The 23,451-nt window shown below is 63.1% G+C and carries 22 protein-coding genes; 14 read left to right on the plus strand and 8 right to left on the minus strand.

Features of this window, described 5'->3' with window-relative positions; genetic code table 11:
• Positions 1-2 precede the first annotated feature (2 nt).
• Genes xdhB through M0654_RS00080 form a run of 3 tightly spaced genes read right to left on the minus strand, consistent with a single transcriptional unit; the run spans position 3 to position 4,640 of the window.
• Positions 3-2,342 (minus strand): xanthine dehydrogenase molybdopterin binding subunit, encoded by a 2,340-nt coding sequence (gene xdhB / locus M0654_RS00070; protein ID WP_248681261.1) that lies wholly within the window; start codon positions 2,340-2,342, stop codon positions 3-5.
• The gene (xdhA, locus tag M0654_RS00075; RefSeq protein WP_248681262.1) at positions 2,342-3,814 is read right to left on the minus strand and encodes a xanthine dehydrogenase small subunit; all 1,473 of its coding nucleotides are present in this window, start codon (positions 3,812-3,814) and stop codon (positions 2,342-2,344) included. Before xdhA ends, xdhB begins: the two co-directional genes overlap by 1 nt.
• 49 nt (positions 3,815-3,863) lie before the next feature.
• Complete coding sequence (locus M0654_RS00080) at positions 3,864-4,640, minus strand: 3-hydroxybutyrate dehydrogenase (RefSeq protein WP_248681263.1); 777 nt, start codon at positions 4,638-4,640, stop codon at positions 3,864-3,866.
• Positions 4,641-4,830: 190 nt separating this feature from the next.
• Here M0654_RS00080 and glpK point away from each other — a divergent pair, with 190 nt between their 5' ends.
• Positions 4,831-6,324: a glycerol kinase GlpK gene (gene glpK / locus M0654_RS00085; RefSeq protein ID WP_248681264.1), complete on the plus strand. Its 1,494-nt coding sequence runs from the start codon at positions 4,831-4,833 to the stop codon at positions 6,322-6,324.
• A gap of 100 nt (positions 6,325-6,424) precedes the next feature.
• On the plus strand, positions 6,425-7,717 hold the full coding sequence (locus M0654_RS00090) for a D-alanyl-D-alanine carboxypeptidase (protein ID WP_449289660.1): 1,293 nt from the start codon (positions 6,425-6,427) through the stop codon (positions 7,715-7,717).
• Here M0654_RS00090 and M0654_RS00095 read toward each other — a convergent pair.
• A complete protein-coding gene (locus tag M0654_RS00095) occupies positions 7,714-8,268 on the minus strand; it encodes an SH3 domain-containing protein (RefSeq protein ID WP_248681276.1) in 555 nt (184 codons plus the stop codon). The two genes, M0654_RS00090 and M0654_RS00095, sit on opposite strands and share 4 nt — an antisense overlap.
• A 120-nt stretch (positions 8,269-8,388) precedes the next feature.
• Positions 8,389-9,096: a glutathione S-transferase N-terminal domain-containing protein gene (locus tag M0654_RS00100; RefSeq protein ID WP_248681284.1), complete on the minus strand. Its 708-nt coding sequence runs from the start codon at positions 9,094-9,096 to the stop codon at positions 8,389-8,391.
• A gap of 139 nt (positions 9,097-9,235) precedes the next feature.
• On the opposite strand from M0654_RS00100, the gene M0654_RS00105 reads away from it, so the two are divergent.
• From M0654_RS00105 to map, 7 genes are all read left to right on the plus strand, one after another.
• Positions 9,236-9,625 carry a YciI family protein gene (locus M0654_RS00105; RefSeq protein WP_118850205.1) on the plus strand — a complete coding sequence of 130 codons (390 nt, stop codon included), beginning with the start codon at positions 9,236-9,238 and terminating at the stop codon, positions 9,623-9,625.
• Positions 9,622-10,869 (plus strand): RNA polymerase sigma factor, encoded by a 1,248-nt coding sequence (locus tag M0654_RS00110; RefSeq protein ID WP_248681285.1) that lies wholly within the window; start codon positions 9,622-9,624, stop codon positions 10,867-10,869. The genes M0654_RS00105 and M0654_RS00110 overlap by 4 nt, the downstream gene beginning before the upstream one ends.
• A gap of 105 nt (positions 10,870-10,974) precedes the next feature.
• The gene (locus tag M0654_RS00115; protein ID WP_248681286.1) at positions 10,975-11,445 is read left to right on the plus strand and encodes an SRPBCC family protein; all 471 of its coding nucleotides are present in this window, start codon (positions 10,975-10,977) and stop codon (positions 11,443-11,445) included.
• Positions 11,446-11,593: 148 nt separating this feature from the next.
• On the plus strand, positions 11,594-13,069 hold the full coding sequence (locus tag M0654_RS00120; RefSeq protein WP_248681287.1) for a sensor histidine kinase: 1,476 nt from the start codon (positions 11,594-11,596) through the stop codon (positions 13,067-13,069).
• Positions 13,070-13,072: 3 nt separating this feature from the next.
• Positions 13,073-13,429 (plus strand): response regulator, encoded by a 357-nt coding sequence (locus M0654_RS00125; RefSeq protein ID WP_248681288.1) that lies wholly within the window; start codon positions 13,073-13,075, stop codon positions 13,427-13,429.
• 107 nt (positions 13,430-13,536) lie between these two features.
• A complete protein-coding gene (locus M0654_RS00130; protein WP_248681289.1) occupies positions 13,537-14,604 on the plus strand; it encodes an LLM class flavin-dependent oxidoreductase in 1,068 nt (355 codons plus the stop codon).
• 17 nt (positions 14,605-14,621) lie between these two features.
• Positions 14,622-15,377 carry a type I methionyl aminopeptidase gene (gene map / locus M0654_RS00135; protein ID WP_248681291.1) on the plus strand — a complete coding sequence of 252 codons (756 nt, stop codon included), beginning with the start codon at positions 14,622-14,624 and terminating at the stop codon, positions 15,375-15,377.
• Between the two features lie 24 nt (positions 15,378-15,401).
• Here map and M0654_RS00140 read toward each other — a convergent pair whose 3' ends face one another.
• Complete coding sequence (locus M0654_RS00140; protein ID WP_248681292.1) at positions 15,402-15,617, minus strand: hypothetical protein; 216 nt, start codon at positions 15,615-15,617, stop codon at positions 15,402-15,404.
• Positions 15,618-15,828: 211 nt separating this feature from the next.
• Between M0654_RS00140 and M0654_RS00145 the strand changes: the two genes are divergently transcribed.
• Both M0654_RS00145 and sbmA read left to right on the plus strand, forming a co-directional pair.
• Entirely contained in the window at positions 15,829-17,004 is a 1,176-nt protein-coding gene (locus M0654_RS00145; protein WP_248681294.1) for a YbfB/YjiJ family MFS transporter, read from the plus strand.
• Positions 17,005-17,148: 144 nt separating this feature from the next.
• Positions 17,149-18,426 carry a peptide antibiotic transporter SbmA gene (gene sbmA / locus M0654_RS00150; RefSeq protein WP_248681296.1) on the plus strand — a complete coding sequence of 426 codons (1,278 nt, stop codon included), beginning with the start codon at positions 17,149-17,151 and terminating at the stop codon, positions 18,424-18,426.
• Between the two features lie 425 nt (positions 18,427-18,851).
• Here the strand turns inward: sbmA and M0654_RS00155 are convergent, their stop codons facing one another.
• Complete coding sequence (locus M0654_RS00155) at positions 18,852-19,838, minus strand: polysaccharide deacetylase family protein (RefSeq protein ID WP_248681298.1); 987 nt, start codon at positions 19,836-19,838, stop codon at positions 18,852-18,854.
• A 216-nt stretch (positions 19,839-20,054) separates the two neighbouring features.
• Here M0654_RS00155 and M0654_RS00160 point away from each other — a divergent pair, with 216 nt between their 5' ends.
• From M0654_RS00160 to M0654_RS00170, 3 genes are read left to right on the plus strand one after another with little or no spacing between them, the layout of a single operon-like run.
• On the plus strand, positions 20,055-20,726 hold the full coding sequence (locus M0654_RS00160; protein WP_248681300.1) for a tetratricopeptide repeat protein: 672 nt from the start codon (positions 20,055-20,057) through the stop codon (positions 20,724-20,726).
• A gap of 32 nt (positions 20,727-20,758) precedes the next feature.
• On the plus strand, positions 20,759-22,189 hold the full coding sequence (gene der, locus M0654_RS00165) for a ribosome biogenesis GTPase Der (RefSeq protein WP_118850194.1): 1,431 nt from the start codon (positions 20,759-20,761) through the stop codon (positions 22,187-22,189).
• A gap of 43 nt (positions 22,190-22,232) precedes the next feature.
• Positions 22,233-22,385: a hypothetical protein gene (locus tag M0654_RS00170; protein ID WP_199925117.1), complete on the plus strand. Its 153-nt coding sequence runs from the start codon at positions 22,233-22,235 to the stop codon at positions 22,383-22,385.
• 69 nt (positions 22,386-22,454) lie between these two features.
• Here the strand turns inward: M0654_RS00170 and M0654_RS00175 are convergent, their stop codons facing one another.
• Positions 22,455-23,369 carry a sugar kinase gene (locus tag M0654_RS00175; protein WP_248681302.1) on the minus strand — a complete coding sequence of 305 codons (915 nt, stop codon included), beginning with the start codon at positions 23,367-23,369 and terminating at the stop codon, positions 22,455-22,457.
• Between the last annotated feature and the right edge of the window lie 82 nt (positions 23,370-23,451).

Genomic DNA, 23,451 nt, shown 5'->3' on the forward strand with positions numbered 1-23,451 from the left:
CCTCACCCCATCTGCTTCAGGCGTTCCACAGCCATCAGCACACGCTCGGGCGTGGCCGGTGCATCAAGTCGCGGGCAGACGGTATAGTCCGCCACGCTTGCGACTGCCATGGAGATTGCCTCGAACACCGAGATCGCCAGCACGAAAGGTGGTTCACCCACCGCCTTGGAGCGGCCGATCGTCGGTTCGGCGTTCTCGGACCATTCCGCCAGCTTGACGTTGAACTCTTTCGGCCGGTCGGAGGCGAGCGGGATCTTGTAGGTCGAGGGTGCGTGGGTGCGCAGCCGCCCCTTGGCATCCCACCAGAGCTCTTCGGTCGTCAGCCAGCCCATGCCCTGCACGAAGCCGCCTTCGATCTGGCCGATGTCGAGCGCCGGGTTCAACGACCGGCCGACATCGTGGAGGATGTCGGTGCGGTCCACCAGGTATTCGCCCGTGAGCGTATCGATCGACACTTCCGAGCAGGCAGCGCCATAGGAGAAATAATAGAATGGCCGCCCGCGGCCGGCCTCGCGGTCCCAGTGGATCTTCGGCGTCTTGTAGAAGCCGGCAGCCGACAGGTGGACGCGGCCGTAATAGGCGGCGCGCACGAAGGTATCGAACGGCACGATCTCGCCACCGATCCGCAGGCGGTTCGGCAGGAACTCCACCTCGCTGCGGTCAACCTCCCATTGCCGGCAGGCAAAGTCGATCAGCCGTTCCTTGATCTGGCGGGCTGCATCATAAGCGGCCATGCCGTTCAGGTCCGAGCCGGAGGAGGCGGCAGTGGCGGATGTATTCGGCACCTTGCCGGTGGTGGTGGCGGTGATCTTCACCCGGTCGATATCGACCTGGAAGGTATCTGCCACGACCTGCGCCACCTTGGTGTAGAGGCCCTGACCCATCTCGGTGCCGCCGTGGTTCAGGTGGATCGAGCCGTCCTGGTAGATATGCACCAGCGCACCCGCCTGGTTGTAGGCGGTCATGGTGAAGGATATGCCGAACTTCACCGGCGTCAGCGCGATGCCCTTGCGGATCACCGGGCTGTTGGCGTTGAAATCGATGATCGCCTGGCGCCGCGCCTGGTAATCGCATGAGCTTTCCAGCTCCTCGACGATCCGGGCGATGACGTTGTCCTCCACCTCCTGGTGGTAAGGCGTCGCGGTGCGATCCGAACCTTGCTGCCCGTAGAAATTCAGCTTGCGGATCTCGAGCGGATCCTTGCCCAGCGCGTAGGCGATCTCCTCGATCATCCGCTCGGCGCCCAGCACGCCCTGCGGTCCGCCGAAACCGCGAAACGCGGTGTTGGAAACCGTATGGGTCTTGAGCGGCTGCGATGTCAGGTGGACATGCGGGTAGAAATAGCTGGAGTCGGCGTGGAACAGCGCGCGGTCGGTCACCGGGCCGGAGAGGTCGGCGGAAAAGCCGCAACGCGCCGCATAGGTGGCGTCCACCGCGTGGATGCGACCGTCCTCGTCGAAGGCAACGTCGTAATCGACCCGGAAGTCGTGGCGCTTGCCGGTGACCGTCATGTCCTCGTCGCGGTCCGGGCGGAACTTGACGGCACGCTTCAGCTTCTTGGCGGCAACCGCCGCGAGGGCTGCAAAATGATTGCCCTGGGTTTCCTTTCCACCAAAACCGCCGCCCATGCGGCGCGTCCGGACTTCAACGGCATTGTTGGCGATGCCGAGCACATGCGCCACCATATGCTGCACTTCGCTCGGATGCTGCGTGGACGACCAGACGATAATGTCTTCGTCTTCGCCGGGAATGGCGAGCGCGATCTGGCCTTCCAGATAAAAATGCTCCTGGCCGCCAATCGACATCGAGCCCTGGATGCGCAGCGGCGCCTTTTCGATCTCGGTTTGCGGCTCGCCGCGTTTCAGCACCATCGGCTCCACCACCAGCGGTGCGCCATTGTCGCGGGCGCCGTCGATGTCGGTCCAGTGCGGCAGGTCGCGGTATTGGATGCGCGCCAGCCGTGCCGCCCGGCGGGCCTGGTCGCGGGTTTCGGCAACCACGGCAAAGATCGGCTGGCCGTGGAACTGCACGTCCTTGGTGGCCAGCAACGGCTCGTCATGCCGGCCGGTCGAGGCGACGTCGTTGAAGCCGGGAATATCTTCTCCGGTCAGGACGCAGACAACACCGGGTGCGGTTTCCACCGCGGAGAGGTCGATCGAGACGAGCTCTGCATGGGCACGGTCGGAGAGGCCAAGCCCCATATGCAGCGTCCCGATCGGCTCCGGAATGTCGTCGATGTAGTCGGCGGTGCCGGTGACGTGCTTGTGCGCCGAGTCATGGCGCAGCGGCGCATGCATCGGGCCGTTGATGATCGGCTTGGTGGTGAAGGTGGACTTGTCCATCACGCTTCCTCCAGCTCGAAGCGGCGCAGTTCGTGGCCTTGGCCGGCGGTCTCCAGGAAGAAGCGCGTAAGCAGGTTCTTCGCCGTGAGGCTGCGGTATTCGGCCGATGCGCGCCAGTCGCTCAGCGGCTGGTAATCCTGGTCGAAGGCATCGCGCACCGCCGAGATCACGCCCCAGCTCCAGGCTTGGCCCAGCAGCGCCTGCTCCACGTGGCTGGCGCGCTTGGGCGTTCCCGCCATGCCGCCAAAGGCGATGCGGATGCTCGCTACCTTGCCTTCGTCATCAAGGCGCAGGTTGAAGGCACCGCAAAGCGCCGAGATATCCTCGTCGCGACGCTTGGAGATCTTGTAGACCGCGAAGTGGCTGTTGTCGCGCGGGCGCGGCACGAAGACCTTTTCGACGAACTCGCCGGCGAGACGATCCTGCTTGCCGTAGCTCAGGAAGAAGTCTTCCAGCGGAATGGTGCGGCGGCCGGAATGGGTCCGCAGCGTCAGTTCCGCACCGAGCGCGATGAGAGGTGGCGGCGTGTCGCCGATCGGCGAGCCGTTGGCGATGTTGCCGCCGATGGTGCCCATGTTGCGGACCTGCTGGCCACCGATCCGGTCGATCAATCTCCCGAACGCGGGGATCTCGTCGGCGATCTTGTCTAGCGCCTGGCTGTAGCTGACACCGGCGCCGATGGTGATGCCGTTTTCGTCGACTTCGACGGACTGCAGCTCCGTGAGGTGATTGATGAAGATCACCGCGTCGAGCTGGCGCATCTGCTTTGTCACCCACAGGCCGACATCCGTCGCGCCGGCCACGATGGTGGCCTTGGGTTCTTCGGCAAGCACTTCGGCAAAGGCGGCCACGGAGGCCGGGATGATCGAGCGCGCGCCGTCCTTGGTGACGACGATGGTGCCGTTCTCGGACTGGATCGACCAGAGCTTTGCCATGATCTGGATGCGGTCGCGCTCCAGCGGGTCGAACAGCGAGCTTGGACGGTTGGCGGCAACCTGTTCTGCCGCCTTGACGATCGGTTCATAACCGGTGCAGCGACAGAGATTGCCCTGCAGCGCGCTTTCGATCTCGGCACGGGTCGGCGCGTCGTTGGATAGCCACAGGCCGTACAGCGACATCACGAAGCCCGGGGTGCAGAAGCCGCATTGCGAGCCATGGCAATCCACCATGGCCTGCTGCACCGGGTGCAGCGCGCCGTCGCGGCCGGCCAGGTGCTCGACCGTCACCACATGGGTGCCGTGCAGGGAGCCGAGGAAACGGATGCAGGCATTGACGCTTTCGTAGCGCAGGCCGTGCTCCGTCAGACGCCCGACGAGAACGGTGCAGGCGCCGCAATCGCCTTCGGCGCAGCCTTCCTTCGTTCCCGTCAGCCGCCGCTTCAGGCGCAGATAATCCAGAAGAGTCTCGGTGGGGCCGAAATCGCCCAATGTCACTTCTTCTGCGTTCAGGATGAAGCGGATGGCTTCGCTCATTTGTCTCCTTCGTCTGCCGTTGCCGGCTACAAACTATCAACCGCTGACATTACTGCGCGGTCCAGCCGCCGTCTATGGAGATATGTGTGCCCGTCACGCTCCTGGCAGCATCGCTGGCAAGATAAATGGCGGCGGCAGCCACTTCCTCAATGGCGACGAATTCCTTGGTGGCCTGCAACCGCAGCATGATCTCGTCCTTCACCTGCGCTTCGCTGATGCCCTTTTCGCGTGCCTGGTCCGGGATCTGCTTTTCCACCAGCGGGGTCAGCACATAGCCGGGGCAGATCGCGTTGACGGTGATCCCGGTCGTCGCAAGTTCCAGGGCCGCGGTCTTTGTGAGGCCCATGATACCGTGCTTGGCCGCCACGTAAGCCGATTTGAACGGTGAGGCGACAAGCCCGTGGGCGGAAGCCACGTTGATGATGCGTCCCTTGCCGCTCGCCTTCATGAGCGGGATCGTGTGGCGCATCGTATGGAATGCCGATGACAAAAGGATGGCGATCAGCTGGTCCCATTTCTCCGGCGGAAATTCTTCAATCCGCGCCACATGCTGGATGCCGGCATTGTTGACGAGCACGTCGATCGTGCCGAAGCGGTCGGCCGTCGTCTTGATCAGGTCCTCGATCTCGGCCGGCTTAGTCATGTCCGCCGCGTGGTAGAGCACCGTGCCGGAGCCGAGGCTGTCGAGGTCCTTGCGCGCGGCTTCGATCGCGTCCTTATCGCCGAAGCCGTTGATGACGACATTTGCGCCGTCAGTGGCGAAGGCTTTCGCGATTCCAAGCCCGATGCCTGAGGTTGAGCCGGTAACGACGACCGTTCTCGCCATTCTGAAAATCTCCCTGCGGGCGGTGTTCTGTTGCGCCGCACCTCGGCGTGCAGGTTATGCGCAAACCGGGCGGGCTGGCAATCCGCCCGCCGGCGATCGGTGGTTGTGCCTCTGCTCGCAATTTCGTTTGACCCTGTTGTTTCCATCTGCTCAAACGACGAAAAACGCTGACGATCATGGGAGGAACGGCATGGCGGGTTATGTTCTGGCAATCGATCAGGGGACGACCTCGACCAGGGCGATCGTCTTCGACGGCGAGATGAAGATCGTCGGCATCGGCCAGAAGGAATTCACCCAGATCTTTCCGCGTTCCGGCTGGGTGGAGCATGACCCCGAAGAGATCTGGGACACGGTGCTTTGGACCGTCAAGCAGGCCCTGAAGGAGGCCAAGCTCAAGGCCACCGATATCGCCGCCATCGGCATTACCAACCAGCGCGAAACCGTGGTGGTATGGGAGCGCGACAGCGGCAAGCCGATCCACAATGCCATCGTCTGGCAGGACCGCCGCACCGCAAGCTATTGCGAAAAGCTGAAGCGGCAGGACCTCGAAAAGCTCTTCACCCGCCGCACCGGCCTGCTGCTTGACCCATATTTCTCCGGCACCAAGCTTTCCTGGATGCTCGCCAACGTCAAAGGCGCACGGGCGAGGGCGGCCAAGGGCGAACTTTGCTTCGGCACCATCGACACCTTCCTCATCTGGCGTCTGACCGGCGGCAAGAGCTTCGTCACCGATGCGACGAACGCGTCGCGTACGCTGATCTACAATATCGGCAGCAACGAATGGGACGAGGACCTGCTGGAAATCCTGCGCATCCCCGCCGCCATGCTGCCGGAGGTAAAGGATTGCGCTGACGATTTTGGCGTTACCGACGAGAGCCTTTTCGGCGCCGCGATCCCGATCCTAGGCGTCGCCGGCGACCAGCAGGCGGCCACGATCGGCCAGGCCTGCTTCGAACCGGGCATGATGAAATCCACCTACGGCACCGGCTGCTTTGCGGTGTTGAACACCGGCGTCGACATGGTGCGCTCGAAGAACCGCCTGCTGACGACGATCGCCTATCGCCTCGACGGCGAAACGACGTATGCGCTGGAGGGCTCGATCTTCATTGCCGGTGCTGCGGTGCAATGGCTGCGCGATGGGCTCGGCATCATCGAAAAGGCGAGTCAGTCCGGTGACTTGGCGGAAGACGCCGATCCTCAACAGGAAGTTTACCTCGTGCCGGCCTTTACGGGTCTTGGCGCACCGCATTGGGACGCCGAGGCGCGCGGCGCGATCTATGGCCTGACGCGCTCGACGGGCCCCGCCGAACTGTCGCGCGCGGCGCTTGAGGCTGTCTGCTACCAGACCCGCGACCTGCTCGACGCGATGCAGAAGGACTGGCGCTCCTATGACGGCGACACGGTGCTCCGCGTCGATGGCGGCATGGTCGCTTCCGACTGGACGATGCAGCGGCTCTCCGACCTCCTCGACGCACCGGTCGACCGGCCGACGATCCTCGAAACCACGGCACTCGGCGCCGCCTGGCTTGCCGGCTCCAAGGCCGGTGTCTGGCCGGACCGCAAGGCCTTTGCCAAGAGCTGGGCGCGCCAGCGACGCTTCGAACCGCAGATGGACGAGAAGACCCGGGCAGCGAAGATCCGCGGCTGGAAGGACGCCGTGAAGCGGACGCTGACGGCGCGCTAGAGCGATCCAAGCTCAAGAAAATCAAGTGAAAAACGGGTGGCGCCATTTTCGCACCACCTTTGATGCCCTATTGTGCGTCCGACTTCACAAAGGGTTCATGATGTTTCGGATTTCGAAGATCGTCGCATGTTTGCTCGTGCTGAGTGCAACCCTGGCCTTCGGGCGGGCCGCTCAAGCCGGCTACGCACATTTCATCTACGACGTGAAGACGAACCAGGTCCTGGCCTCCGAAAATGCCAATGAGCTGAACCATCCGGCGTCTCTCACCAAGATGATGACGCTCTACATGACCTTCGAGGCGCTCAAGGAACGCCGCATCGCCTGGGACCAGGACATCCTCATCACCCCAAACGCGGCGTCCAAGATCCCGTCGAAGCTCGGCGTTCCTGCCGGCCGTACGATCACCGTGCGCGAGGCGGTGGAGGCGATGATCGTGCGCTCCGCCAATGATGCGGCCGCTGCCATGGGCGATTTCCTCGGCGGCACGGAAGAACAGTTCGGCCAGATGATGACCCGCAGGGCGCGCCAGCTCGGCATGAGCCGCACGGTGTTTCGCAATGCGTCGGGCCTGCCGGATGATGCCCAGGTGACGACAGCCCGCGACATGGCGGTGCTGGCGCTCGCGCTGATTCGCGATTTCCCACGCGAATACCAGCTGTTCTCCATGCGCAACATGGAGTTCCGCGGCAAGCGCCTGCGCGGCCACAACAACCTGATGTATCGCTATCCCGGCATGGATGGGGTCAAGACCGGCTACATCAAGGCTTCAGGCTTCAACATCGCAAGCGCGGTGACGATCGACGGGCGCCGGGTCATCGGCGTGGTGATGGGCGGCAAGACGGCACGCGCCCGCGACGACCGCATGGCGGCCCTTCTCGACCAGTATGTTCCGAGCAACCGCCTTTCGGTGGATGGCGCGCTTGTCGCGGCACAGGAGCAGAAGCAGACGGCCGAGCAGCCGGCGCCTCTCGCCTTTGCGACAGCGCCACGCAAGCAGATCACGATGAACCCGGGGTCCGCTGCCGGACAGCCGGCCCGTGCATCAATCGCCAATCTTTATGCAGCGCCGAGCCAGGGCGTGCCGCCGAAGAACCTTCCGCCGCAGAACCCGCAGGTAGCGGCCGTTGCACCCGTTGCGCCCCAGGCGCAGGATTCGCTCTGGCGGGTCCAGATCGCGGCCGGCATCACCAAGGCTTCGGCCGTCAACATGATCGACAAGGCGATCAGCTTGCTTTCCGGCTTCAACAGCGTTTCACCGCTGATCGAGGCAGCCACCTATAACGGCAAGCAGGCCTATAACGCCCGCCTTGCAGGTTTTGCCGATCGTGAGACGGCAACCCGCGCCTGCACCGTGCTGCAGGCAAAATCCATGAACTGTTTCGTGGTTCGCTAGTCGATCACTTCGCCGGGATAAACGCCCCAGAGCAGCGTCTGGTCGATGAAGCCCGACAAGTGCCTGTCGCGCAGGCTGACGCGGCACCAGTTCCCGTCGCAATCGAGAATGTCGAGACGGACCTTCGGCGACAGCCTGGCGATCATGCGGGCTTTCGGCCGTGGGCGCTCGTTCAGTGCCGCCGGCCGGTCGAGCCACGGTCCGACGACCGCTGTGCGCTTGCTGGACAGGAGCGGCGCGAGCATCCATCCCGTCGCGCCGTCCTGGTCGCGCACGCGACGCCAGTTGCCGTATTCCTCGGTGATCTCCATCGGCAGGCCGCGCGCGGAATAGACCCATTTCGTCGGATAGTCAGTGGAGGGGCCGACCCGCATATTGGCTCGCTCCGACCTCAGCGACACAAAACGTGGAATGGGAAAGCCCGTGACGCGGCCCTTCGGCCATGAGGCGTTGAAGGCAGGCTTCTTGTGCTCGTCGGATTTGGCCGCCAGTGGATTGGCAAGGAGGGTGAGCGCGACAAGCGCAGACGCAAATACAGAAAGGCTCTTCATCGATCCGTCGCAGTTGCAGGCCGGCTTGCATCGCCGGCTCCGGATCGGACATGGCCTTCCGTTGGTTAAGAATGTGTTGACGCCATGGCCTGGCGCCAACACGTCTTTCTCACGATGCCGTCAGGCCGGGCGCTTGGGAATTTCCAGGCCACGCTGCACGGCAGGGCGGGCAAGGCCGCGTTCCAGCCACTTCGGCACGTTCTTCAACTGGTCGTATTCCACCAGTTCACCGGCGCCATAAAAGCCGATCAGGTTGCGAACCCAGCCCAGCATGGAGATGTCGGCGATCGTGTATTCGTCGCCCATGATCCAGTCCCGGCCTTCAAGCCGCGTTTCCAGCACGCGGATGATGCGGTGGGACTCCTTGGCGTAGCGATCGCGCGGGCGCTTGTCCTCGTATTCGCGGCCGGCAAACTTGTGGAAGAAGCCGAGCTGCCCGAACATGGGACCCAGGCCGCCCATCTGGAACATCACCCACTGGATGGTCTCATAGCGGCGGGCGGGATCGGCCGGCAGCAGCTTGCCGGTCTTCTCCGCGAGGTAGATCAGGATCGCGCCGGATTCAAACAGCGCCAGCGGCTTTCCGCCCGGGCCGTTCGGGTCGAGGATCGCGGGGATCTTGCCGTTCGGGTTGAGTGACAGGTATTCCGGCCCCCAGGTCTCGTTCTCGCCGATATTGATGAAATGCGGCTCGTAGGGCAGGCCGATCTCTTCCAGCATGATCGAGACTTTGACGCCGTTCGGGGTCGGCGTCGAATAAAGTTGCAGGACATTCGGGTCCTGCGCCGGCCACTTGGAAGTGATGGGGAAAGCGGAAAGATCGGCCATCGTTTGTCCTTCGAGCTGAAATGTTCCCGGAACATATAAGCATGCCCGGCGCACCCGCCAGCGGCCCTCCGAGAATTTATTGATGCAGCCTGTCGGGTGAGCCGCTAGGCTTTCGTCTTCCACTCAAGAGGAGGCGACAATGCTTTATGCGATCCTGTGTTATGCCCATGAGGAAACCGTCTTTGCCTGGTCCAAGGAGGAGGAAGAGGCGGTCATGGGCAAGCTCATGGAAGTCCAGGAGCCGTTGATGAAGGCCGGCAAGCTCGGTCCCGTCGGCCGGCTCATGCCGACCACGGCGGCGACCACGGTGCGCAAGGGCAAGGAAGAGCCGCTCGTGCTCGACGGGCCCTTTGCGGAGACGAAGGAAGTGCTGCTCGGCTTCTACACGATGGAAGCAGATACGCTCGACGAGGTCGTCGCTTTTTCCAAGAAGCTCTCGGAGGTCAATCCCGGCTCCTCGTCCTATGAAATCCGGCCCTTCTATGTGTTCCACCCGAACGAGCTGGGCAAACGCGAGACTTCGACATGACCGACATTGCCTGGATCGAACTTGCCCTGACGGCGGCCCGCCCGCAGGCCGTCGGCGCGCTCCTGCGCTACTTTCGCGATCTCGATACCGCGGAAGAGGCCTTCCAGGAGGCCTGCCTGCGGGCGATCCGGACATGGCCCGAAAAGGGCCCGCCGCGCGACCCTGCGGCATGGTTGATCTTCGTTGGCCGCAACAGCGGCGTTGATGCGATCCGCAAGCGCGCCAGGAACGAGCCGCTGCCGGAGGAAGAAGCCTTTTCGGATCTCTCCGACGCCGAGGGCGACATGGCCGACCGGCTGGACAGTTCGCATTACCGCGATGACATCCTGCGGTTGATGTTCATCTGCTGCCATCCGGACCTTCCCAACACGCAGCAGATCGCGCTGGCGCTGCGCATCGTGTCCGGCCTGACGGTGCCGCAGATCGCCCGCGCCTTCCTTGTCGGCGAAAGCGCGATGGAGCAGCGCATCACGCGCGCGAAGGCGCGTGTCGCCAAGGCCGGCATACCCTTCGAGACCCCGGGAGCCGCCGAGCGGGTGGAACGGCTCGGGGTTGTCTCCTCGATGATCTACCTCGTGTTCAACGAGGGGTATTCCGCCGGCATCGTCAATCCGGATAGTGCGGCCTTCTGCGACGAAGCGATCCGGCTCGCCCGCCTGCTGCTGCGGATCTTCCCCGGCGATCCGGAACTGATGGGTCTGCTTGCGCTGATGCTGCTGCAGCATTCGCGGGCCGCTGCGCGCTTCGATGCGGCCGGCCAGATCGTGCTTCTCGAAGACCAGGACCGGACGCGCTGGGACCGCAAGCTGATCAACGAAGCACTGGCGCTTCTCGACAAGGCGATCCGTCACCGGCAGCCGGGGCCGTACCAGGTACAGGCGGCGATCACCGCGCTGCATGCCCGTGCTCCGAGCGCGCAAGAGACCGATTGGCAGGAAATCGTCCTGCTCTACGACCTGTTGGAGCGCATCCAGCCGTCCCCGGTCGTATCTCTCAACAAGGCTGTGGCGGTTTCCAAGCTGAAGGGCCCGGATGCCGGGCTTGAACTGCTGGAACCGCTTGCCGAGCGGCTGCAAAGCTATTTCTATTTCCATGGCGTGAAGGGCGGCTTGCTGATGCAGGCGGGCAGGAACCGCGAGGCGCGCGGCGCTTTTGACCGGGCGATCGCGCTTGCCAATTCGCCGGCCGAATGCGCCCATATCCGCCAGCAGATCGACAAGTTGAGCGTCGCCGAACCGCTCTGACCGCTGCTGCAAAGAAAATCTGCCGGCGGTTGTCGGATGGCGCCTGCGTCACGCGTCCTCAGGTTCGTAATCACCAACCAGCATCAATGCGAAGGGAGACGGAACATGAACGCATCAAATCCAAGATATTCGCTGCAGATCGTGCGCGAGATGGACGTATCGCCCGAGAAACTGTTCAAGGCCTGGACGACGCCGGAGCGCATGGGCGAATGGTTCTGCCCGAAGCCCTGGAAGGTGACCGAGGCCCGCCTCGATGTTCGTCCGGGCGGCTCGAACTACATCCTGATGGAAGGCCCGGAGGGCGAGAAGGCGCCGAACCATGGCGTGTATCTCGAGGTCGTGCCGAACCGGAAGCTCGTGATGACCGACGCCTATACCAGCGCCTGGGTTCCGTCGGAGAAACCCTTCATGACCGCCGTGGTGGAGTTCGAGGACCTCGGCAACGGCCGCACGCGTTATGTCGCGACCGCCCTTCACTGGACGGAAGAGGACATGAGGGCCCATGAGGAGATGGGCTTCCACGAAGGCTGGGGCATCGTGGCGGGCCAACTCGAAGAGATCGCCAAGACCTTCTGAGCTCAACCGAAATCTGCACGACCTGCGACTTTGATTCAGCCGGAGCCATGAACCGGCTGAATTCCTTCAGTTCTTGGTTTCGGGCAATGGACTTGGAAGAAGCGCGTCCTACATTGCTCGCCAGTTTCGTCCAGAGCTGGAGCATCGTTTGGCAGCCGACACACCGCAGAACCAGACATCGCAGTTCCCGAATGGTGGAGGCCATACCGGCGAACTCATCCGGTCCTTCGACTGGTCGAAGACGCCGCTCGGGCCGATCTCGAGTTGGCCGGAAAGCCTGAAGACTGTCACCAACATGCTGCTGCAGTCGCCGGTGCCGATCGTGCTCCTGTGGGGCGAAGACGGCATCATGATCTACAATGACGCCTATTCCGGTTTTGCCGGCAGTCGCCATCCGCAGCTCCTCGGTTCCAAGGTGCGCGAAGGCTGGGCGGAGATTGCCGACTTCAACGACAATGTCATGCGGGTCGGGCTGTCGGGGCGCACGCTTGCCTACGAAAACCAGGAGCTGACGCTGATCCGGCACGGCAAGCCGGCACCGGTCTGGATGAACCTCGATTATTCGCCGGTCATGGACGAAAGCGGCAAGCCGGCCGGCGTGATCGCCATCGTGGTGGAGACCACCAAGCAGGTGCTGGCGCAGCGGCAGCTGCGCGAAAGCGAGGAACGGTTCCGTGCGCTGACCAGTGCCACGTCCGACATCATTTACCAGTTCAGCGCCGACTGGAAGGAAATGCGCGCGCTCGATGGCCGCGGGCTTTTGAGCGACACCGAGCGCCCGACGATCAACTGGCAGGAAACCTATCTTCTGCCGGAAGACCGGCCGGCTGTGCTGGCGAAGGTCGAGGAAGCGATCCGCACCAAGAGCGTCTTCCAACTCGAACATCGCGTCCGTCAGGCCGATGGTGGCCTCGGCTGGATGTTGTCCCGCGCCGTGCCGATAATGGACGAGAAAGGCGAGATCGTCGAATGGTTCGGGGCGGCGACCGATACGACCGAGAGGCGGCAGTACGAAGAGCATCTCCGCTTGGTGGTCCATGAGCTCAACCACCGGGTCAAGAACAACCTGGCGATGACCCAGGCCATCGCGGCGCAGACCTTCCGCGGCGATATCGACCTCAAGGAAGCACAGAACCGCTTCGCCTCGCGCATGGTGGCGCTGGGCCAGGCGAACGACCTCCTGACCGGAGAGCGCTGGGTGGGTGCCTCGCTGGGAGGTGCGATCGAACAGGCGATCAAGCCGCATGCGCCGGATGACGGGCGCTGCACCGTCGAAGGCGACGAAGACGTGAAGCTGTCGCCAAAAACCGCGCTTGCCCTGACGCTTGCCATGCATGAACTTGCGACGAATGCGCTGAAATACGGCGCGTGGTCGAACGGCGAGGGCCGGGTCGATGTCCGCTGGTCGACAGGGAACGACGCCGAAGGCAAGCGACGCCTGCGGATCGAATGGCGCGAAAGCGGTGGCCCGGACGTGCGGCCGCCGGCGCGCCGGGGTTTCGGTTCGGTGCTGATCGAGCGCGGCCTTGCCCGCGAGATGGGCGGCACGGTGACGATGGAATACCTGCCCACCGGCCTGGTCTGCACGGTGGAGGCACCCGAAAACCTTTATGCGGAGCGGTAGCGCATGCCACTCCGCATCCTCGTCGTCGAAGACGAGATGACAATCGCTTTGATGATCGAGGACATGCTGATCCAGCTCGGGCATGAGGTGGTCGAGCTGGCCATGCGCCTGCCGCGGGCCGAGGAACTGGCGCGCCAAGCCGCCTTCGACCTCGCCTTGCTCGACGTCAACCTCGATGGGCGCAAGTCCTTCCCTGTGGCCGATATCCTTTCCGCGCGCGGCATCCCCTTCGTGTTCGCCACCGGTTATGGCGCAAGCGGGCTGGAGAACGGCTATTCCCATTGCCCGGTGGTTACCAAGCCGTTCATGATGGAAGACCTGAAAACGGTGATCGACAGCCTTCCTCTGCCGGGCGCATAATGGCCGGACCTATCGAATATTTCGATCTGCCGGTTCGAGAGAATGCGGTTTGTGCACGAAGCTGGCCGCCCCTATCTGAGGGGCACCCCACGAAACGGATCTATGCCATGGAACTCGGACTGCATACTTTCGGTGATGTCGATGCCGCTGCCGCCAACAAGGGCGCGGAAGGCGCACGCCGCATCAAGAACCTGCTGGAGGAGATCGAACTCGCCGACCAGGTGGGGCTCGATGTCCTCGGGCTCGGTGAGCACCACCGGCCGGATTACGTGATCTCCTCGCCTGCCACCGTGCTCGCCGCCGCTGCCGTCCGGACCAAGAACATCCGCCTCACGAGCGCGGTGACGGTCTTGTCTTCGGATGATCCGGTGCGCGTCTTCCAGGAGTTTGCGACGCTCGATCTCATCTCGAACGGCCGGGCGGAGATCATGGCAGGTCGGGGCTCCTTCATCGAGTCCTATCCGCTGTTCGGTTACGACCTCGGCGACTATGACCAGCTGTTCACCGAAAAGCTTGACCTGCTGCTGGCGCTGCGGGAACAGGAGGTCGTCACCTGGTCCGGCCAGACGCGTGCGCCGATCAACGGGCGCGGTGTTTATCCGCGGCCGCTCCAGGATCCGCTTCCGGTCTGGATCGCCGTTGGTGGCACGCCGCAATCGGTTGCCCGGGCCGGCGCCATGGGGCTGCCGCTCGCGGTCGCCATCATCGGCGGCGAATATCCGCGCTTTGCACCGTTCTTCAATCTCTACCGCGAGGCGGCACGCAGGGCAGGGCATGACCCGGCGACGCTGAAGACCAGCATCAACGTGCATGGCTTCATCGCCGATACGACCGAGGCCGCTGCCGACACATTCTACGGCCCGCAGGCGGAGGTGATGAACCGGATCGGCCGCGAGCGCGGCTGGGGTCCCACGAACCGGGCGCATTTTGACCAGGCGCGCTCGCCGCTCGGCAATCTCTTCGTCGGCGAGCCGGAACTTGTGGCGGAAAAGATCATCGCCGCCCACAAGGTGTTCGGCATGGATCGCTTCCTGTTGCAGATGGCAATCGGGCCCATGCCGCATGACCAGATCATGCGCGGGATCGAACTCTACGGCACGAAAGTCGCGCCAATCGTCAGAAAAGAATTGACGGGCTCGGCCGATGGCGCGAAACCGGCCGCGCTGACGAACTAAGAATTGCAAGGCATGTCATGGTTATCACCACCGAACACGAACTGGCGAAGCTGAAGGAAATCGGCCGCCTTTGCGCACAGGCCGTGGAAACCATGGCCAAGGCGCTGGAGCCGGGGATCACCACCCGTGAACTGGACGACATCGGCCGCAAGCTTCTCGAAGACAATGGTGCGCAGTCGGCGCCGGAGACCTGCTACCAGTTTCCGGGTGCGACCTGCATCAGCGTCAATGAGGAAGTGGCGCATGGCATTCCGGGCGACCGGGTGATCCACGCTGGGGACCTCGTCAATATCGACGTTTCGGCGGTGAAGGACGGCTTCTACGGTGATACTGGCGCGTCCTACGCGGTACCGCCGGTGACGCGCGAGGTCGAAAAACTTTGCCGTGACGGCCGCCGCGCGCTCTGGACCGGCTTGCAGCAGGTGAAGACCGGCAAACCGATCGCCGGCATCGGCAACGCGATCGGCGCGTTCGCCAAAAAGAACCGCTATACGCTGATCACCAACCTTTCGAGCCACGGCATCGGCCTGACGCTGCATGACGAGCCGAAGGAGATTCCGACATGGCCGGACCGCAGCGAGCGGCGGGTGATGGAGGAGGGGCTGGTGTTCACGGTCGAGCCGTTCCTGTCGCTTGGCGCGGAATGGGCAGAGGACGGTGGCAACGGCGACGTCTGGACACTTTACAGCGATCCTCGCGCGCTCACCGTGCAATACGAACACACGGTGGTTGCGACCCGCAACGGGCCGCTGATCCTCACATTGGCTGCTTGAGGTGAAAGTGGAAGCGGGCTGAGGCTAGCTCAGCTTGTTCTTCTGCGCGGCGATCTCTGCGCTCCGGTAGAAGGCGTCGACGCGTTCTTCATTGAGCTGGTTGAGGAACTGGCGCATATGGACGCGCGCTGCGCTCTCCATCAACTGGGCAAACGCCGCATGGCCAATCGCATCAGCTTTGAGAAGCTGGGCGATCAATGGATCGTTCAGGACTTCGCTGATCGATAGGTCACGTTCCATGGGCAATCCTCCGCCATCACCATGACGACAGGGGTAGAGTGCGCTTCATTCATGTCAGGAACAAGACGAAAGTCGCATTGCGGCGCATCAATTCGTTTCCGCAGCGCGACTCCTTCGAGCGATGGTAATCCGACGATCCTATCAGCGTCGTTCAACCAGCGATGAGATTTGCTGATTTGCCCTTCACGACGCAGGCTTGCATTATGCCGGGATGCTTCAACAGACCTGCCGAAACCACCGCCCGCTGCTGATCGGCCTTTCCGGCACCATCGTCATGGCGAGCGCCATGGGTTTTGGACGCTTCGTCTATACGCCGATCCTGCCCGGCATGATGGTCGGTATCCCGATCAGTGCCGCCAATGCCGGGTTAATCGCGGCCGGCAACTTTGGCGGATATCTCGCAGGCGCCATACTCTCGGCTTATGGCTGGGCAGCGGGGCGGGAGCGCAAGGTGGCGCTCTGGGGGCTGCTTGCAAGCGCGCTTCTGCTGTTTGCCATGGCTGCGACGACCTCGGTCGCCGCCTTCATCGCCATCCGTTTCCTCGCAGGCATGGCGAGCGCCTTGTCCATGGTGTTTGCGTCCTCGCTGGTGCTGCCTTACGCGGCCGAGCGGGAAGAGGTGAACATGCTGCATTTCGGCGGGGTGGGGGTCGGCATTGCCTTGTCCTCCGCTCTTGTGTTCGGCATCAACATGATGGCCGGTGACGGCGCGCACGGCTGGCGCAGCGAATGGATCGCCAGCGGCGTGGTTGTGCTCCTCGCGCTGGCCCTGGCGGCATGGCTTTTGCCCCGGCAACCGACGGGCGCCGCAAGCCGACCCGAGCCGCGGCTGGTGTGGCGGCTGCCGCTTGCGCTGCTGACGCTCTCCTACACCTTCTTCGGCTTCGGCTATGTGATCACCGCGACCTTCCTCGTCACGATCGTGCGGATGGCCAGCGCCGGCCCGTTGATCGAGTTCCTGGCCTGGTTCGTGACAGGCATCGCGGCAGCCGCATCGCTTCTCGTCTGGCGGCCGGCGGCAACGCGTATGGGATTTGCCTGGACCTATGTCGTGGCGATGGGGCTGGAGGCGATCGGCGTACTTGGCTCGGTGATGCTGCCGCCGATTGCGGGCGCACTTGTCGGCGGGCTACTGCTTGGCGCGACCTTCATGATCATCACGTCCTATGGCCTGCAGCTTGGCCGGCGGCTGTCGCCCGACAGCCCGCGTCGGGCGCTTGCGATCATAACCGCGGCCTTCGGGACCGGCCAGATCATCGGGCCGCTGGTGGCCGGCTGGGTGGGGCAGGCGAGCGGCAGTTTCACCCTGCCGACGGTGATGGCGGCGGTGACCCTTGTGGTCGCGGTCCTGCTTTCCGTTCCGGTGGCGCGGCTCACGCGGGAATAGCGCGTGGTTTCACGGGAATAATCCGGGGTTACAATTGTGTAACATTTTGCGGCAGTTATTGCCCGGCATTATGATCTGCCATAGTTTCCTGCGACTTCATGCGCAATGGTTCGCGCGTTCGAACCTCAGGAAAGCCGACGCTCCGTGTTCCACTCTTTCTTTCCTCGTCCCAAACTCTTCTTCACAACTGCGGCGATCTGGGCGGCCATCGTGGTCGCCGTCTGGTATGCGGGCGGTTATAACCTCGGCAGCCTGATCGGCCTGCCGCCGGATGCGCCAGGTGCCGAACCGATCATCGGCTTCACAGTCTTTCTCTCACCGCCGTTCCTGTGGTTCTACATCTACTTCACGATTGCGGTGGCGCTGTTCTACGGGTTCTGGAACTTCTACTCGCCGCACCCCTGGCAGCGCTGGTCCATCCTGGGCTCGGCGTTGATCCTCTTCATCGTCTACTTCCAGGTGCAGGTCTCGGTCGCCGTCAACAACTGGTACGGCCCGTTCTGGGACTATGTGCAGGGGATCATGTCGAAGCAGACGACGAGTACCGTCGAAAACTTCTATGAACAGGTCGGCAGCTTCGCCTGGCTCGCTCTTCTCGGCATGAACGTGTCGGTGCTCAACGCCTTCTTCGTCAGCCACTGGATCTTCCGCTGGCGCAACGCGATGAACGACTACTACATGGAGCACTGGCCGAAGCTCCGGCATATCGAAGGTGCCTCGCAGCGTGTGCAGGAAGACACGATGCGCTTCTCGCAGATCATGGAAGGGCTGGGTGTCGCTTTCATCGACTCCATCATGACGCTGATCGCCTTCATGCCCGTACTCGTGAGGCTCTCGGCCAACATCACCGAACTGCCGATCGTCGGCGCCATTCCGCATCCGCTCGTTTCGGCGGCGATCTTCTGGTCGATCTTCGGAACGGTCTGCCTCATCATCGCCGGCTACCGCCTGCCGGGCCTGCAGTTCCGCAACCAGCGCGTCGAGGCGGCCTACCGCAAGGAACTCGTTTACGGCGAAGACCATGCCGACCGCGCCCAGCCGGCGACGGTGCGCGAACTGTTCGACCGGGTGCGGACCAACTACTTCACGCTCTACTTCCACTACGTCTACTTCAACGTGGTGCGCTATTCCTACCTGCAGGCAAACGGCATCTTCTCGCTGCTGATCCTTGGGCCGTCCATGGTCGCCGGCAGCGTTTCGCTCGGCGCCTTCAACCAGATCAGTTCCGCCTTCGGGCAGGTGTCGAGCTCGTTCCAGTTCCTCGTCAATTCCTGGTCGACGATCGTCGAGTTGATCTCCGTCCACAAGCGCCTTCGGGCCTTCGAAGCGGCCATCTACGACGAGCCGCTGCCGGATATCGACCAGCATTACCTGGAGCGCGAAGCGGTGGGTGGTGAACTGGAAGCCGACCGGCCGACTTGATCGAGGAAAATCAAGACAGCAGTTTTGGCCGCGCCGGACTTTGCTCCGGCGCGGTTTTGCGTTTGTGGCCTCTGTTCCGGAGTGTCTGAGCACCGGAATGTTGGCCTTGGGAATGGGGCAGGCAGGTATTCGGGTATTGGGGGTATCAGGTTTTGCCTGCCCCGGCTGTTCTGGCGGTTTTCAGAGGATTTCCGAGCCCTCGTCGACCGCTTCAAACAACCATCACCGGAACCGAGCCTTCCGACCCGAACAGTCTGCCGGTTCGCGAACCCGGTTTCACATCTGATGACGAGAGCAATTATGCGCGCTCGCCGAGGGGCGTGGAAAACCAGCAGATGATGCGATGGTTAAGTGCTTGATGCAGCGACGAAGGTTGTTTTCAGGAGGGCGAAATTGTCCACGCCCCCTCCGTTTCGTTTCCGCGGTCAGAGGCCTGAATCGGCAGCCGGTTTAGCGTGATCGCCGATGAGGCTGACAGCCTCGCTATAGGTGACGCAGGCAACGTCCGCCATTCCACAGACCTCCGTCACCAGCCGCTCCATCGCCCGCCAATAGGCGCCGCCGTTCATTTCGACGAAGTGGAAGCCGAGCTGCAGCGGGATCCGGTCGCCGGCATATTGCTTGTCGAATGCGGCGCGGAAGGCGGAATAGGCGCGGGATTCGAATTCCGCGGATCTGCTCAGGTCGTCGAAGCCGCCGGAATGGCGGACGAACAGATTGTAGTCCATGCCGATCAGTGGACGGGCCGATGGCCCCTCCGGAATGAGCGGCAGGCCGAAGCGGATGATGCCCTCCTTTTTCTCCGGCATGGCAGGGCCCTTGGTGACGAGGCTCGCGTCATAGGTGAAGCCGGCGCGCTTTTCGGCCGCGACCAACCCGGCGCTGGTGGAGAAATAAGGTGCGCGGAAGCCGCGGATCTCGTTGTCGATGAAGTCCTTCCAGCCGTCGGGCTCTTCATTCGCCGCCTCGTTCGCCTTCCAGGCGTCCTTCAGCACGCTGCGAAAGGTGGCCATCTCCGTCGCCCAGTCTGCAACCGACCAGGTCTTGCCGTCGAAGTGGCCGCAGGTATGGCTGGCGATTTCATGGCCTTCGCCGCGCGCCTGCCAGACATGGGTGAGGCGCGCGCGTGCTTCCGCCTTGTCCACGGCAAAGCCGATATTGGAGCGGCCAAGCTTGCCATGCGGCGCGCGGTATTGCTTGGCGTCAGCGCGGGCGATCACCAGCGTGCAGGAGAGGAAATAGGTGAAGCGGGCATTGGTTTTCGTACCGAGGTCGCGGCTGCGCTGCCAGAGTTTGTTGTCGCCGGCGCCATCAAACGAAATCATCACCAGTTGCTTGGGCTTGTCCTGCGCGATCGCCTGGGTGGAGATGGCGGCAAGACAGAGGGCAAGGGCGGCGAGGGGGGAACGCATGGGAGGCACCTGATTGATACGCGAAGGCTGCCTTCTTCTGGTGACGGAATAAGGCGAAGCTTTGAATGGAACGAAAAAAGGCGCCTCCTAGCCTCATGCCGGTTAACAAGCTTTGCCAGATTTGCCAGAAGGGCCTTACATCTCAGGGAAAATAAGCTAGAAGGCGCTTTTCCGCGTGATGGGCCGCGTGCAGACCAGTTGGGGCCGGAGTTCTTGATGGCAAATAGCGACGACAGTTTTATTCGCGAAGTGAATGAGGAACTTCGTTCCGACCAGATGAAATACGCCTGGAGGCGATTCAGGCCCGTCGTGATTGCCGTTGTCGCGCTTGTCGTCGGTGGTGCCATCGCCAAGGAGGGCTACCAGTACTGGCAGACGCATAACTCCTCCCAGTCCGGTGACCGGTTCCTGGCGGCGCTGACGCTGGCGAACGAAAACAAGCCGGACGAGGCGCTCGCCGCCTTCGAAGCGCTCGCCAAGGATGGCACAGGGGCTTATCCGGTGCTCGCCAAGCTGCGTGCTGCGACGGTTCACCAGGCCAAGGGCGACAACGCTGCCGCGATTGCCGCTTTTGCGGAAGTCGGCAATGACGCAAAGGCGCCGCAGGCAATGCGCGAGCTGGCCAAGATGCGTGCCGCATGGCTGCTGATCGACACCGGCAGCTATGACGAGGTTGCCGCGCAGGTGCAGGCCATGGCCAATCCTGGCAATCCGCTGGCCGCTTCGGCCCGCGAGGCGCTCGGGCTCTCGGCCTACAAGGCCGGTGACTTCAAGAAGGCCAAGGAGTGGTACCAGCAGATCGCCAATGATGCGGCCACGCCGCGCAACATCGCAAACCGCGCCCAGATCATGCTCGACAACATCGCCTCTTCGGGCAAGGCACCCTAACTACTGGCTGTCAAAGGCCTCCAAGGAACACCATGAGCTTCACAGTCGCCATCGTCGGACGTCCGAATGTCGGCAAGTCCACGCTTTTCAACCGCCTCGTCGGAAAGAAGCTGGCGCTTGTCGATGACACGCCGGGCGTCACCCGCGACCGCCGGCCGGGCGCAGCCAAGCTCGTGGACCTGCGCTTCACCATCATCGATACCGCAGGCCTCGAAGAAGCGGGACCGGAGACACTCGAAGGCCGCATGCGGGCCCAGACCGAGGCAGCCATCGACGAAGCGGATGTGACGCTGTTCGTGGTCGACGCCAAATCCGGTCTCACGCCGCTCGACAAGACCTTCGGCGAACTGCTGCGCCGCAGCGGCAAGCCGGTGGTACTGGTGGCCAACAAGTCGGAAGCGCGCGGCTCCGATGGCGGTTTCTACGATGCCTTTACGCTCGGCCTCGGCGAGCCGGTTCCGATTTCGGCCGAACACGGCCAAGGCATGATCGACCTGCGTGACGCGATCGTCGAGGCGATCGGTGAGGAGCGCGCCTTCCCGAAGGACGACGAGGACGAAGCCGAAACCGACGTCGACGTGCGCGATTCCGTGCTGGGCGACGAGGCCGAGGACGAAGCCGAGCCGGAATATGACGATACAAAGCCGCTGCGCGTTGCCATCATTGGCCGCCCGAATGCCGGCAAGTCGACGCTGATCAACCGCTTCCTCGGCGAAGACCGCCTGCTGACCGGCCCGGAAGCCGGCATTACCCGCGATTCCATCTCGGTGGAATGGGACTGGCGCGGCCGCACCATCAAGATGTTCGACACCGCCGGCATGCGCCGCAAGGCGCGCGTGCAGGAGAAGCTTGAAAAGCTTTCGGTGGCGGATTCGCTGCGCTCGATCCGCTTTGCCGAAACGGTCGTCATCGTATTCGACGCGACGATCCCGTTTGAAAAGCAGGACCTGCAACTTGTCGACCTGGTGATCCGCGAAGGGCGCGCCGCGGTGCTCGCCTTCAACAAATGGGACCTGGTCGAGGATCCGCAGGCCGTGCTTGCAGACCTGCGCGAAAAGACCGAGCGGTTGCTGCCGCAGGCGCGCGGCATCCGTGCCGTGCCGATCTCCGGCCAGACCGGCTACGGTCTCGACAAACTGATGCAGAACATCATCGAGACCGACAAGGTTTGGAACAAGCGCATCTCGACGGCCCGCCTCAACCGCTGGCTCGAAGGAACGCAGATCCAGCATCCGCCACCGGCGGTTTCCGGTCGCCGCCTGAAGCTTAAGTACATGACGCAGGTGAAGGCTCGCCCGCCGGCATTCATGGTCTCCTGCACGCGGCCTGACGCGCTGCCGGAAAGTTATGTCCGCTACCTCGTGAACGGGCTGCGCGCCGACTTCAACATGCCGGGCGTGCCGATCCGCATCCACTTCAAGGCGGGCGACAACCCGTTCGAAGGGCGCAAAAAGAAGCGCTGAGACGGGGCTTGCTGCGGTGACACCTTGTCAGCGCAGCGCTTCCGTGTTCTCCTCCGCACAATGGTTCGCGACGCAGGAGGGTGTCGCACCGTTTCTGGAGGAGAACTACATGATCATTGCCGGTCTTATTGCGTCCGTATGCCTGGGTTTCAGCGGCATCGGGTATTTCCTCTGGCGCGACAGCAAGATCGGCTGAGACCGGATGCCGCTTTGATGAAGCGGCAGTAATTCCAGTCAGGCTTTCAAGAAGAGCAGAGGCGAGGGATCAGCCCGGCAGAAGCCCGGGGCTGATCAGTGCGCCGTGGTGGCCGATGACGACCGACGCCACCGATGCGCCATAAGCGGCGGCCTCTGCGGGTGCAACGCCGCAGACAAGGCGCGACAGGAAGGCGCCGTTGAAGCTGTCGCCGGCGCTCGTTGTATCCACGACATTGGTCGCGGCGACGGCCGGGACGTAGGCCTGCTCCGATGTGCCGAAGCTGATCGTGGCACCTTCCGCGCCGTTCTTCACCGCGACATTTTCGACGCCGAGCGCCTTGTAGCGGGCGACCGTGTCAGCGACGGTCTTGTCGCCGAAATGGGTGGTTTCGTCATCGAAGCTCGGCAGCACGAGGGTCGCGGCGCGGGCGCCGTCCTCGATCGTCTTCAGCATGTAGTCCTTGTTCGGCCAAAGCCGCGGGCGGATGTTCGGATCGAAGGCAACCGTCTTGCCCCACGCCTTGGCGCGGCGCAGTTCTGCCAGCAGCGTATCGACGGCTCCCGGGGCCAGGATGCCGAGCGTGATGCCGGAGAAATAGACGACGTCCGATCCCTCGATCGCGGCGCGCAGATGATCCGGATCATCGGCAAGCTTTTTGGCGGCGGCCGTATCGCGCCAGTAGCTGAAGGTGCGCTCGCCGTTCTTGAGCGTGATGAGGTAGAGGCCGGGCGTCTTGCCTTCGATGCGGCGGATCGCGGTCGTGCCGATGCCGGCGGCCTTCATCATCGTCAGCATTTCGGTCGACAGCGGATCGTCGCCGACGGCGGTGTAATAATCCACCAGCCATTCCGCCGGCAGGCATGCGCGGGCGTACCAGGCGGTGTTGAAGGTATCGCCGGCAAAGCCCTTGCGCAGCAGGCCTTCGCCCGCTTGCGACAGTTCCACCATGCATTCGCCGATCGAAAGAAGCTTGCCGCCCATGCCGGTCCTCCATAAGCCCTGTCAGTCGCATAGGCTTCTGGCGAGCCTCTTGCAAGATGGCATCGACGCCTTGTTTTTGCGT

It is taken from the genome of Neorhizobium turbinariae, from assembly GCF_023223505.1.
Classification (GTDB): domain Bacteria; phylum Pseudomonadota; class Alphaproteobacteria; order Rhizobiales; family Rhizobiaceae; genus Neorhizobium; species Neorhizobium turbinariae.